The organism is Aquimarina atlantica (assembly GCF_000626715.1).
Classification (GTDB): domain Bacteria; phylum Bacteroidota; class Bacteroidia; order Flavobacteriales; family Flavobacteriaceae; genus Aquimarina; species Aquimarina atlantica.
Genome location: NZ_AQRA01000001.1, coordinates 503,056 through 516,296 on the forward strand (window position 1 = coordinate 503,056; position 13,241 = coordinate 516,296).

Below are 13,241 nucleotides of genomic sequence, written 5' to 3' on the forward strand. Positions count from 1 at the left end.
TTATGATATAAAGCATATCATTTCAATAATTGAACAATATTCGTTTTATACATCTTTCCGATAGGGATAACATTTTTACCTATAGATATCCTATTTCCTTCAATACTTTTGATATGTTTTACTGCTACAGCAAATGATTTATGAACCTGTAAAAAATAATCTTTGGGCAATGATTCTAGCAAATCAGAGATTTTCTCTCTAACGGTAATAGTTTCAGTTGTGGTGATTACTTTTGTATAGTTTCCCGCGGCTTCAATATATTGTATCGTATCAATGACTACTTGTGTATATTTTTTGTTACTATGAAGAAAAATTGTTTCTGCTGTTGTGTTACTTCCGACTACTTCGGTTGGAAGTTGTACTCTGGCAGTGGAGCTTACTGCCTTGTTTACAGCTTTTAGAAATCGCTCAAAACCAAAAGGTTTTAGCAGATAATCAGAGATGTTGAGTTCATAGCCTTCTATAGCATATTCTTTATAGGCTGTAGTTACAATAACCTTGGGTGGCGAAGGTAATGTTTTTAAGAATTCAAAACCTTTTAATTTTGGCATATTGAGATCTAGAAAAATTAAATCTACCTGATTTTTATTTAGATATTCGAATGCTTCTAATGCATCATAACAATTCTTCATCAATTTCATATTGGGTAGTAAATCGCAGTACCCTTTAATAATATCATGGGCTATATGTTCATCATCAACAATTAAGTATTTGATCATAATTGATTTAGTATTAGTTGTGCTTTATATACCTCTTCTGTTATAGTGTAAGATAAAGAATGCTTTTTTGGATACACCAGTTCGAGCCTTCGTTTCAGGTTATTTAAACCAATCCCGGGTTGTTTAGTATTTTCTGAAGGATCAAAATTATTCTCAACTTCAAAATGTATTTTATTTTCTTTAGCAATCATATGAACATCAACATAAGCATTCTCTCTTAAATTTTCTACACCATGTTTGAAAGCATTTTCTAAAAGTATAATAAAAAGTAAAGGCATCACCTTATATCCTTCTTTTTCAATCTGGAGATTAAAATTAACTTTTATTGCTTTATGATAACGCATCTTATGCAGTTCTATATAATTTTTTAAGTATGCTACTTCTTCTTCCAACGTAACCACATCCTTTTGACCATCATAAATACTATATCGCATCATATCAGAAAGCTTAAGAATCAACTCTTTTGCTTTTTTTGAATCTTTATCTACCCAACCATATAAATTATTAAGCATATTAAAAAAGAAATGAGGGTTGACCTGACTTTTTAAATGCAATAGCTCGGTTTTTGCTTTTTCATTTTTTAACGTTAAAATCGATTTTATTTGTTTGAAAACCCATCGAACTATTAAAAATATGATCAATGGAAAATAGATGAAGACTATAATAACCAATACATCATTGTTCTCATATTCTTCGAGTAAAATCAAAATCCTTCCTCCGCCGATTACAAAACACCAAAAGGCTATTTTTTTTATCACCGATTTAGAAATAGTGGGGGCTCCTTTTTTCTGGAGGTAGTAATTTCTGATAAGTACTATACCAAAGATTAAAACATAAATAAATAGTAAAGTAAAAACTGTAGTAAATACCGGTTGATTTGGATGAGACTCGAATATTCCGATAAAACATACTAATCCTGTTAAGACTGTGACAACTCTAATTTCATTATTTGTCCATAATAGAGAAGAATTTCTTTGTTTTTTTCTATTCAATAACCAAGAGAGTAGTAAATATCCAATACTACTAACTGCTAAAAGCACGAATAAGGTACCTGTAAGTTCGATACCATAAGCCATACAGATTATCCCACCAAGCCATAAAAATATGGATATTCCAAGAGAGAATATCCCTCGCTTATATTTTCTAAAAAATAACATCATATACCCAAAACTAGGATAATAAAATGGTACAACCAAAGAAGTTGATAAACATACCTTATATAGGTTTCAACTTCGAGAAAAGAGTGATGAAGTCACTTAGTACCTATCAAAAGCCTTTGTATCCCTAATCAAACCAAACTTATCACATTTATCATAATATCACCTGGTTTAGCTGTTATGTTTGATCAAATTATTCAATCAAAATGAACAGTCCAATACATACTAACCATTATAAATTTCATCCATACATTATGAAAACACATGTATTTAATTTTATTTATTCTTTTATACTGCTAATATGCTGTACTGTCACTACTGCTCAACAGCGCATCTCCAGTGACAGTATTCTTGGGAATTGGGATGGTAATATCGTTATTAATGAAAATAAATCAATTGGTATTATCTGGCGTTTCGAGAAATCGGATGAGGGTAAATTAATTGGTTTTATGGGGCCAGCTTCTAAAGGAGTCGCAACATTACCAATGCAACATCTTGTTATTACCGATACAACACTCGATTTTGAAATACATTCTGAAGGTAGTTATTCTGGTCAAATTTCTGAAAAAGAAATTACAGGTATCTGGAGTTCTAAAAGCGGAAAACAACTTACACTAAATATGGCTCGGGAACTGACCGAAGAACAAATTAAGAAGAGATTCAATACAACAGAAACGGCTAAAAACTCAAATGACATTCATCAAAATATTAAACTCGGTAATGTAAAAGCTGTTACTGTTTTTTTAGATAAAGGTAATGATATCAATAAAAGTTATGATAAAGGATATACGCTGCTTTTGTATGCTATAAAAAACGATAGAACTCATAAGATCGCTAAATATTTATTGAGTCGTGGGGCAGACCCGAATTTAGTTTCTGATGGTATTACACCATTAATGTATGCGGTAGCGTACAGAAACTATACAATTATTAAAGAACTCATTGATCATAAAGCAGAAATCAATTATGTGAGCAGTAGAAAACAAACTGCATTGGCAATTGCTATTAAAAGCAGAGATAAAGAAGCAGTTAAAATGCTAATAAATCATGGAGCAGATCCCAACATTAAAATTGATAACAAATACACAGCTATCGATTTAGCAAAAGAAGATAATATCAAAGACATTTTAGAAGTATTAAAAGTACCATATAAAGAGCCTTCTGATGGTCCTTATGTAACCGAATCTGAAACAGAGCGTATTGCTGTTTGGATAAATGAAGGAAAAAAACACATTCAAAAAATCAGTAATAAAACTCCTCAGGTAATTGAATATAAAGGGATGAAAGCAACCTTATGGGATAGTAATCCTGCCGAAGCGGAAAAACTGGAGTATAATGGAGAATTTAAAATCGCTGCTATTAGTGATATTCATGGGCAATACGACGTATTTATACAATTATTACAGCATAATGGCATTATCGACAATAATAAGAAATGGAGCTTTGGTAATGGTCATGTTGTGGTTACTGGAGATATTTTTGATCGGGGAGCTCACGTAACCGAAGTATTATGGTTTTTGTATGATTTAGAAAAACAAGCAGAAAAAAGTGGTGGAAAATTACATGTGTTATTAGGAAATCATGATGTAATGGTGCTTAATGGAAATCTACGCTCTGTACATCCAAAATACAAAGACATCGCAACTATACTAGGCAAACCTTTAGAATCTCTTTTTACTAAAGGTAGTGTTCTGGGAGACTGGTTAAGAACACGATCAGTTTTGGTCAAAATAAACCATCTTCTATTTACTCATGGGGGACTTCATCCCGACCTCGTATCAAAAGGGTTATCAATAGATCAAATTAATAAAGAATTTAAACAACAGCTGGTTGTTAGCGAATTACCTGAAGCACGTAATGATCTTGGTACTTTTCTACATAGAAATAATGGCCCCATTTATTATAGAGGATATTTTCAGGGAGAACTGGCCACCACAAAACAAATTGATCAATTATTAAAACATTTTGAAGCCACACATATTATTGTTGGCCATACTACACATAGACATATTGAAACGCGATACCAGGGAAAAGTAATTGTGATTGATGCAAATATGAAAAGCGGAAAGATGGGAGAAATTCTATTGTGGCAATCTGGAGAATTCACTCGTGGTACTCTTTCTGGTGAAAAGCTTCCGATAGTATCAAAAGAAAATTAATAGCAAAACATAACAGAGTATTATAGATCTCATTTCAACTATTATCAAAAAACGAACAATTATGGAATTAGTCATAAAAAACTTAACAAAAACGTATAAAAACGGAGTAAAAGCCATTAATAACTTAAGCCTCGAAATAGGAACCGGAATGTTTGGATTATTAGGCCCCAATGGAGCCGGAAAATCTACATTAATGCGAACTATCGCTACACTTCAGGAAGCAGATGAAGGTACAATCACTTTTGGGGGGTTAGACGTATTAACTCAAAAAAACGAATTAAGAAAGGTATTAGGGTACTTACCACAGGAGTTTGGAGTATATCCTAAAGTATCTGCAGAAGTACTGTTGAATCATTTAGCGGTACTTAAAGGGCTGGTAAATACAAACGAGAGAAAAGAAGTGGTTAAAGCACTGTTGTATAAAACGAATTTGTACGAGCATAGAAAGAAGAATATGGGCGGTTTCTCTGGAGGAATGAAACAACGCTTTGGGATTGCACAAGCATTACTTTCTAATCCAAAACTTATTATCGTAGATGAACCTACCGCTGGTCTTGATCCTGCAGAAAGAAACCGATTTTATAGTTTATTAAGTGAGCTAGGCGAAAATACAGTCGTCATCCTTTCTACTCATATTGTTGATGATGTTAAGGAATTGTGTACCGATATGGCTATTGTAAATAGGGGAGAAGTACTTCTGAAAGGAAATCCGGTTCATACTATTGAGCAATTAAAAGGCAAGGTATACAAAAAAATAATCGAGAAAAATGAATTAGAGAGTTATAAACAAAATCATGTGGTAATTGCAGAAAAATTTTTGTTAGGTAAACCAGTTATTCATGTTCTTAGTGAAAATGATCCAGGAGATGGATTTATACCTATTCAGGCAGATTTAGAAGATGTGTATTTCTCACAGATTTTTGGTAGAGATCAATATCAAAATGCATTACCATAATTATAAGACAGATCTAATATTTTTCATTTCAATCTAATTTCAACAACATTATGTGGTACGAAATACTAAAATTCGAAATTAAGTACAGAGCCAAACGCCCTGATACTTATATATACTTTGCTATTGTGTTTCTATTTTCTATTGTAGCGGCAGATGTTCTTATGGATAAGAATTCTAGCTCATTGGGTACAAACTCTCCTCTGGATATAGCAAGAATAATGGCCATTGTTTCAGCTTTTTTTACAATGATCACTTCTATGATTATGGGTGTAGCTGCTTTACGAGATTTTGATCATAATATGGAATCTCTAATGTTCATAAATCCCATCAAAAAACGAGATTATCTCATTGGGCGTTTTATTGGGTCATTCATCATATTATTATTCATTTTCAGTGGATTGCTATTTGGGCTTATGTTAGGCCAATTTATGCCATGGCGTGATGCAGACATTATGTTGCCTTTCAATTTTTGGCATTATCTACAACCTTTCCTATATCTGGTTATACCCAATATATTCTTTTGTGGGGCAGTTTTCTATGTGGGAGGTGCTTTAAGCCGAAAATTAATGGTGGTATACACTCAGGGAGTATTTTTGTTAATGGCGTATATCGTAACACTTACATTATTACAAAACCCGGATCATCGTTTTCTTGCTGCTTTTCTGGACCCATTTTCTTTTCAAACTATTAGTATAGTAACCCAATTCTGGACCAAAGCAGAGCAAAGTACATTAATGCTTCCTTTAGAAGGAGTATTGCTATACAACAGGTTGTTATGGGTAGCTATAGGAATAATTACTTTGGTGATAGGGTATCATAAGTTTAATTTCAATTTGATTAGAGGTAAAGCTTCGAAAAAGAAATTAATTGCTGTTTCTGAAGAAAAAAATAAATCTGCTATAAACCATATAAATAGTGTAGTTCCAAAGGCTGACTTATACTTTGGCACCAAAGCCAGTATATTTCAATTTTGGCAGCACGTTTTATTTAATTTCAAATCAATTCTTAAAGAAACTTCTTTCTGGGCCATTGTTTTATGTGGAATGAGCATAATATTCATCAATTCTATTAATTTGGGAACTGTTTATGGTGTTAATAGTTATCCTGCCACATATATTGTAGTAGAAGAACTTCAGGAACTGTCGATATATTTCTTCTTAATGATTCTTCTATTTTATTCTGGAGAACTTGTCTGGAAAGAGAGAGATACAAAATTAAGTGGTATTCATGATGCCATACCTATAACTAATTTTATCAATTTGGCCGGTAAGTTTATTGGGCTTATGCTAATATATATAGTATTAATGGTGACTCTAATATTAGCTGGAGTGATTTTTCAAACACTGAGTGGTTATTATCACTATGAATTGGATGTGTATTTTATAGGTTTTTTTATTAAAATCTTTCCTTTTCTTATCCTTTTAACATTCGTCTCCTTTTTCTTTCAGGTGCTAACAAACCATAAATTCTTAGGACATATTATGGTGGTTATCTTCTTCTTTTTAGCCTTCATTTTGTTAGAAGTATTAGAATTAGATCATGGGCTATACACTTTTGGTGCAGGTGACTTAGGAACATATTCTGATATGAACGGTTATGGGCATTTTCTATGGCCTTATATAAGTTTCAAAATATATTGGGTTTTGTTTTGTATCGTTTTGTTTATTGTTACCGTCATTTTCTCGGTACGGGGAACAGAAACACAAATGAAAAAACGTTGGAAATTAAGTAAACAACGATTGACCAAACCTCTGATAAAGCTGGGTACTGTTACTATTTTAACCTTTACTTTATTAGGAAGTTATATTTTTTACAATACTAATATTCTTAACGAATATTCATTTCCGAAGGAAGAGAATATGTATAGAGTAAATTATGAGAAAAAACTTAAACATTTTGAATACTTGCCGCAACCAAAAATTGTAGATGTAAACCTAAAAGTTGAACTTTTTCCATCTGATAGAGACTATACGGCAGAAGGATATTATATATTGACCAATACTCATGATACAACTATTAATGAGGTTCATATTCAAAAACTACCAAATTACCAGGTAGCAATCGAATATATAAAATTTGAAAAAGGAGCTACAGTAAATAATGATTATGAAGAGTATAGTTATTATATCTATACATTAAACGAGCCTTTGAAACCTGGGGATTCTCTTAAAATGGAATTTAAACAAACATTTAAGACAAATGGTTTTGTTGAGAAATCAGGAACAAAAGTAATTTATAATGGAACATTCTTCGATAATTTTCATTTTCCAACATTGGGATATAATAGGAGTCATGAATTACGTGATGATGAGGAACGCAATAAAAATGGTTTGAAACCCAGGGATAGAAGGGCTAAAATAGATGATCCACATGCAATTAAAGAAGGCTTGTCTAAAGGAGACGGAGAAGAAATTAATTTTGAAATGGTTATAGGTACTGATAACGATCAAATTGCTATTGCTCCCGGGTATTTACAGAAAAAATGGAAAGAAAACAATCGTAGTTATTTTCATTATAAAATGGATAAACCCATGTCTAATTTTTATTCTATTGTCTCTGCCAGATATGAAGTATTAAAAGATAGGTGGATTCCTGGTCATGATAGTTTGGGTAATGTTGTTAATCTTGAAATTTATTATCACAAAGGACATGAGTACAATTTGAAAAGAATGATGAAAGGAATGAAAATGTCTTTTGATTATTTTAGTGAGCATTTCGGACCCTATCAATACAAGCAAATGCGAATATTAGAATTTCCCCGGTATGGGTCTTTTGCCCAATCTTTCCCGAATACAGTACCTTTTTCTGAAGGTATCGGATTCTTGTTGAAGATTGATGACAAAGATGATGTAGATATGGCATTTTATGTAACAGCTCACGAACTGGCGCATCAATGGTGGGGACACCAGGTAAATCCTGCTGCTGTGCAAGGAAAATCAATGATATCAGAAGCTTTGGCTCAGTATTCTGCTATTATGGTGCTTAAAGAAGCTTATCCCGAAGAAAAGGTAAGGCAGTTTATTAAAACACAAATGAACCGTTATTTATTGGGAAGGGCAGGAGAACAAATAAGTGAAACGCCTTTGTCATTAGTAGAATCTGGGCAAGAGTACATTCATTATGGTAAAGGATTGGTTAATCTATATGCATTACAGGATTATATAGGAGAAGATAACGTAAATCTCGCTTTACGAAATTTTATTAGAGATTGGAATAGCTACGATGGTTTATTAAAAACAAAAACAGAAAGATATCCAACTACTAGAGATTTACTTGGTTATTTTAGAGAAGTTACACCAGATAATCTACAGTATATTATTGTTGATTTATTTGAGACAGTAACATTATATGAAAATAAGACAACCAAAGGAGTATATGAAGAGCTTTCTAAAAATAAGTATAACGTGAATTTGACAATAGATGTTACAAAATACCGTATTGATGATATGGGAACAGAAAAATCAATACCAACGCAAGACTGGATTGATATTGGTATCTATGGAGATGGGACTAATGGAAAAGAAGAGCTGATCTATTTAGAGAAACATAAAATTACAGATCAGATAACGCAATTAGAGATCCTTGTGAATCAAAAACCAATAAAAGCAGGTATCGATCCATTGAATAAACTAATCGACAGAAAAATTGAAAATAATATACAAACGGTTTTAATTAAACAATAATAAAACTGTTTGTTAAAATAATTTAAAACTTATGATGTTGTTCTCACCCCCATAACGAATAGTTATGGGGGTGACTTTATTAATAACCGAATAAATACCTTCTACTGGGTATTTATCCATAATTATATACAAATATCTTTATATATCTAAAATAGGGGGATTTACCTCTTTTTTTAGATGTAGATTTTTATTAAATTTAGATACTTCAATCGTCTAGTAGTATCACCCTGATTTTAATAATAACAGCAGTTTTACCGGTATAGATAATTAACCACGAACTTGTTCTGTATTAAACAGATATGAAAACTTCAAGTATAATTAACGATAATAAAAAAGTAATTTCCAAAATGAATATACAAGAACAAATCATGGGAGGCTTTTCTACTACATCTCACATTTCTCTACATGACGAAGAAAATATAAAAAGAACAACACATTTTTTTACCACTGCGAATAAAATTTTAGAAAATGCAATTAATAACTCGCAAAGTAAATTAAAGGATAAATTTACCGCAGATGGTCTACTTGTAAAAAAAGAGTTTATATCTGACGCCACAGTTCTCGAATATTATAAAGGAATACCTATAGAAAGACCTGTTATAGATTTGGTTCAGCAAGGTGGTGGAATGTACGGAATTGCACTATTAGGATATACTTACATAATGGAAAAGGTAGGTATTCGTTTTTATAGCCATGGAGGAGCAAGTGCTGGAGCAATCAATGCTTTGTTTCTGGCAGCTATCCCTAATGCTATATATGCCGAAGATTCTAAATTTGAATATAATAATACTTCCCATCAAGCAACTAAATCCGAAATACTCACACATATCATTGCAAATACGAATTTTAGTAAGTTCATGGAAAAAAATGGAATAATTGGGTGGTTACAGCAAAAATTACTTCGAAACTACAAATCTATTATTTTAAAACTTTTTTTAAGTGTTTTTTCTATAGGGTTTCTTGTGGGCATATACGGTCTTTTTGGAGTAGTTTTTAATATCGCAAACGGAATCTCGGGAACAGAACTTCGGTTCTTTGATTTTATTATAGGAACGCTAAATGTAGCTGCACTTCTGCTGTTTATTTATATTCTTTTTGTGAAAATATTAGATAAAGATTTTGGCATTAATACTGGGGAAAGATTTTATAGCTGGGCAGAGAATCTGCTATCATCTATACAAATAGAGACTAAAAATGACTTAACAAAAAGGATGGATTTGGTACAACTGGTTCAAGCCAAAAAAGGAGACAAACCACGGTTAGTACTAATTACTTCAAATTTAACTCATAATCGTATTGTAAAATTTCCTGAGAGAGCCGATGACTATTGGACTACTCCCGGCAATATAAAGCCTGCAGCGTTTTTAAGAGCAACAATGTCAATTCCTTTTATTTATAAAAATTTTACTCCGGGTGAAGAGCACTACAAAAATGACAAGGATCCCGAAAATTCGGTAAAACTTAATGCAAGGTTTGTAGACGGGGGAATGCTTTCGAATTTTCCTATTCGCGAATTTCATAGAAAGGACAATGTTGTTCCAAGATTTCCAACTTTTGGTGTTCTTCTTAGTGAGAGAGTGATGAGTAATCAAAACGAAAATAAAGATTCGGTAAAAACCATAAAACCACTAGAAAATATTTCTCTAATAGGATATATCACATCTTTCATAAGTACATTCAGAAATTTTTATGATAATGATTTTCTTTTCAATAATAAAGAAATCGAGAAAAGGGTGGTGACAGTAGATACAAAAGATCACAACTGGTTAGACTTTTGGATGGATGATACAGATAAAGCAAAGCTTTTTAATAAAGGTGTTGATGCAGCGATTAGGCAAATTGAACAATTTGACTGGAAAACCTATAAAAACATACGTGAAGAAAAAATTAAAAACCTGAATTAATGAAAAAACTAAAATTTTATAGTAACCTCTGGAAAATTAGCGTAGTAATAGTTTTGGTATTAGGTGCCCTATTTGCATACATTCCATCAATACAGGTAGATAATCTTATCAATATTCAATTTTCTGATAATTTATTAGAATTTAATGAATTAGTAAAAAGTCCACTGTATTTCAAGACTAACACATATTATGATTTTGTTTTTATTATAGCATATTCATTCCTTTTTTATTATTCACTACGAGTTTTTGAGCATACTTTAAGTTTAACACTTAAGCCCTGGTTATTTATAGTTTGTTTTATTCCCGGGCTATTTGATTATATAGAAAATATATCTGGTTTGTTTTTAGTTGATTTGATAGGTAATGACAGTGGTAAAAATGCATCCAATATATTTTATGTTTTTTATTGGTTTGTTAGGCTGAAATGGGTTTTTGTGATCTTCTTTATATTAATGACAGTAACGATTTCACTTTATTATTTTGTATTAACTATAGAAAGGTGGATCGAGATTCTTTTTTTCCCTAAAAAAGTAAAGTGATCAAATGTCTTTTATCTACAAATATTAACATCGAATCTCATATCAAAAATACCTTTTTATTGGTATTTTTGATCCAATACACTGAAAACCGTCTATTAAATTAATAAACCAACTACTAAACATAAATATATAAGCATGAAAACATTTAAAATGAGTGCTAATTCTGAGGTTAAACTTAATGTAAAAATTAGTACCGAAGCCTTGGTAGGGACCAATGTTAAATTAGATAGTAAGATCCTTAAAAAGAGTAGCACATATAACTTCTCTACTAATTTGGGCAATAGTACTGATATCGTAAATAAAAAACTTAACGTAGTAACAAATTGCTTTGTAACCGATGAAAACATTGATCCAATCTTAGAAAATGCCGTTTTTAAGATTACACTAAAAGATGATGAAAATGAACAAAGTTATGAAGGTAAAAAACTAAAAATTGATGATGAGTTTTTCATTGTTTTTACTGTTGTTGAATTAGTAAAAAATTAGAATGATGAATTACAAACCTATCTTATATATAATCGTGTGTGTATGCCTGTCATTTTCTGGTTGGACACAAGAAGGTAAAACTGATCAAAATCTGAGTGATTTTACAATGAGTAATCCCAGTTCTCCTGCATTTTTATTAGTAGGAGAGTCTCCAACAGAAATTTATGCGCCTACCAACCTTAAAGCATTAGCGTTACATGTATTCAACAATTTTGGAGAAAGCTTTTCTATAGAAGTTGCTCCTTACTTTTTTATCAATCGAAAAAGTAAGAACAGAACCTACTACAAATATATTGGTATAGAAGAGGATCAAACTACTGGAGAGGTAAAGCAAAAACCATTTAGAGGATTAAATACCACAACTTTATCTTTTGCTTATGTCGATAAAGAATTTGAAGGTATTGTTGGTAAAAGAAAAACTTATTCAGTAGGATTACGTACCACTTTGTTACGTTTTTATGATAAAGACAAAGTATATAGAGAAGCAAAAAAAGTTGGCAATATCCTTAAAAACCTTGATAACCCTCCTGTCGATGTATTAGCAGATGCTAGCGGGGATGATCCTGTAAAACGAGCAATAGCAGAAAAAGCCATTATCGAGCATTATAAAAAAGAAAAAGAGAGAATACATCCACAATTAAAAGAGTTTAAAAAAACAGTCAAACCCTATGTTAGTGTAGATGGTGCTATTGGATATAGTGCATTATTTAAGGGAGATAAAATAGATTCTGGTACAGCTAATCGCCTAGGGAGTTGGATTACTGGGCAAGGAAGTTTGATTCTGAATGAAGGATCAGATAGTGAACGAAATAACTATTTAAATGTACTGGTAACTGCCAGATATATTGAAGATGAATTTAATATTGGTGCTAACGATCAATTTTTTAAAACGTTTTATCGAGATCTGGGAGCAAAAGTAGAGCTTGAAATAGATCGTTTTTCGCTTGCATATGAATATATTTCTCGTAATGGAAGTATAAACAGTGAACGTTCTGTAGGAACTTTAAAATATACACTTTCTAAAGATATCACGCTAATTGGTGGCTTTGGAAAAGATTTTCCTGTAGATGATAATTTAGTTACCGTATTTGGAATAAATTGGGGAGTGAATTTTGGAGGCAAAGTTGCAATGAAAGAGTAGTTTGAAATATAGCTATTACTAACCACGAATAATTAATGTTTTAATAGAAAAAAACAGAATATAACCTTATGAATACTGTACATCAGTTAATTCAAACAATTGACTCTGCAATTGCAAGCATCCAAAGTCGTCATGATTATATATCCGTAAAGTTTCACACTGAAGAAAATGAATTAACAGCTTCAGAAGTTGTTATTCTCTATAACGAACTTAAACAAAATGCTTTAGCATCGCAAAAAATCTCGAAAAGTATATCAGATATCGAACTACATGAGGTTTCTTCAATTACAACCACTATTATTAAAAGTAATAAGTTAATAGCATCTGAAGGGCAATTAAATCGTAATCGTACAATTTCACCAAGCTCTGCAATAGAAGAAAATATAACCTTAGAAGCTTTATTAGCCGCTATTCAAAATTATAATGCATAATCATAAATTCTCTACACATAATTTTAATGCTACTCATTCATACAGGTAAAACGGTAATAAAAAATGT

At 31.6% G+C, this 13,241-nt stretch carries 10 protein-coding genes; 8 read left to right on the forward strand and 2 right to left on the reverse strand.

All coding sequences use genetic code 11. From position 1 onward, the window contains the following. Window positions 1–17 precede the first annotated feature (17 nt). Together ATO12_RS02210 and ATO12_RS02215 are read right to left on the reverse strand one after the other, a co-directional pair. Window positions 18–719, reverse strand: coding sequence for a LytR/AlgR family response regulator transcription factor (locus ATO12_RS02210; protein ID WP_034238247.1), 702 nt, complete (start codon window positions 717–719; stop codon window positions 18–20). Then, on the reverse strand, window positions 716–1,879 hold the full coding sequence (locus ATO12_RS02215) for a sensor histidine kinase (protein WP_240486089.1): 1,164 nt from the start codon (window positions 1,877–1,879) through the stop codon (window positions 716–718). Before ATO12_RS02215 ends, ATO12_RS02210 begins: the two co-directional genes overlap by 4 nt. A 251-nt stretch (window positions 1,880–2,130) precedes the next feature. Here ATO12_RS02215 and ATO12_RS24540 point away from each other — a divergent pair, with 251 nt between their 5' ends. The 8 genes from ATO12_RS24540 (at window position 2,131) to ATO12_RS02255 (ending at window position 13,174) form a co-directional block, all read left to right on the forward strand. Further along, complete coding sequence (locus ATO12_RS24540) at window positions 2,131–4,035, forward strand: ankyrin repeat domain-containing protein (protein WP_051575542.1); 1,905 nt, start codon at window positions 2,131–2,133, stop codon at window positions 4,033–4,035. 61 nt (window positions 4,036–4,096) lie between these two features. Continuing rightward, entirely contained in the window at window positions 4,097–4,990 is an 894-nt protein-coding gene (locus ATO12_RS02225; protein WP_034238249.1) for an ABC transporter ATP-binding protein, read from the forward strand. 50 nt (window positions 4,991–5,040) lie between these two features. Next, window positions 5,041–8,673 (forward strand): ABC transporter permease/M1 family aminopeptidase, encoded by a 3,633-nt coding sequence (locus ATO12_RS02230; protein WP_034238251.1) that lies wholly within the window; start codon window positions 5,041–5,043, stop codon window positions 8,671–8,673. A gap of 347 nt (window positions 8,674–9,020) precedes the next feature. Further along, window positions 9,021–10,577: a patatin-like phospholipase family protein gene (locus ATO12_RS02235; RefSeq protein ID WP_165583311.1), complete on the forward strand. Its 1,557-nt coding sequence runs from the start codon at window positions 9,021–9,023 to the stop codon at window positions 10,575–10,577. After that, window positions 10,577–11,116 (forward strand): hypothetical protein, encoded by a 540-nt coding sequence (locus tag ATO12_RS02240; RefSeq protein WP_034238255.1) that lies wholly within the window; start codon window positions 10,577–10,579, stop codon window positions 11,114–11,116. The genes ATO12_RS02235 and ATO12_RS02240 overlap by 1 nt, the downstream gene beginning before the upstream one ends. Window positions 11,117–11,251: 135 nt before the next feature. Continuing rightward, window positions 11,252–11,602, forward strand: coding sequence for a hypothetical protein (locus ATO12_RS02245; RefSeq protein WP_034238256.1), 351 nt, complete (start codon window positions 11,252–11,254; stop codon window positions 11,600–11,602). A gap of 4 nt (window positions 11,603–11,606) precedes the next feature. After that, entirely contained in the window at window positions 11,607–12,743 is a 1,137-nt protein-coding gene (locus tag ATO12_RS02250) for a hypothetical protein (RefSeq protein ID WP_131248751.1), read from the forward strand. A gap of 68 nt (window positions 12,744–12,811) precedes the next feature. Beyond that, complete coding sequence (locus ATO12_RS02255; RefSeq protein WP_034238261.1) at window positions 12,812–13,174, forward strand: hypothetical protein; 363 nt, start codon at window positions 12,812–12,814, stop codon at window positions 13,172–13,174. Window positions 13,175–13,241 lie beyond the last annotated feature (67 nt).

What these genes read in the sequence shown, in the direction of transcription:
- ATO12_RS02225 (WP_034238249.1), top strand. Translation starts at nt 4,097, where the DNA reads ATGGAATTAGTCATAAAAAACTTAACAAAAACGTATAAAAACGGAGTA.
- ATO12_RS02240 (WP_034238255.1), top strand. Translation starts at nt 10,577, where the DNA reads ATGAAAAAACTAAAATTTTATAGTAACCTCTGGAAAATTAGCGTAGTA.
- ATO12_RS02230 (WP_034238251.1), top strand. Translation starts at nt 5,041, where the DNA reads ATGTGGTACGAAATACTAAAATTCGAAATTAAGTACAGAGCCAAACGC.
- ATO12_RS02210 (WP_034238247.1), bottom strand. Translation starts at nt 719, where the DNA reads ATGATCAAATACTTAATTGTTGATGATGAACATATAGCCCATGATATT.
- ATO12_RS02255 (WP_034238261.1), top strand. Translation starts at nt 12,812, where the DNA reads ATGAATACTGTACATCAGTTAATTCAAACAATTGACTCTGCAATTGCA.
- ATO12_RS02235 (WP_165583311.1), top strand. Translation starts at nt 9,021, where the DNA reads ATGAATATACAAGAACAAATCATGGGAGGCTTTTCTACTACATCTCAC.
- ATO12_RS02215 (WP_240486089.1), bottom strand. Translation starts at nt 1,879, where the DNA reads ATGATGTTATTTTTTAGAAAATATAAGCGAGGGATATTCTCTCTTGGA.
- ATO12_RS24540 (WP_051575542.1), top strand. Translation starts at nt 2,131, where the DNA reads ATGAAAACACATGTATTTAATTTTATTTATTCTTTTATACTGCTAATA.
- ATO12_RS02250 (WP_131248751.1), top strand. Translation starts at nt 11,607, where the DNA reads ATGAATTACAAACCTATCTTATATATAATCGTGTGTGTATGCCTGTCA.
- ATO12_RS02245 (WP_034238256.1), top strand. Translation starts at nt 11,252, where the DNA reads ATGAAAACATTTAAAATGAGTGCTAATTCTGAGGTTAAACTTAATGTA.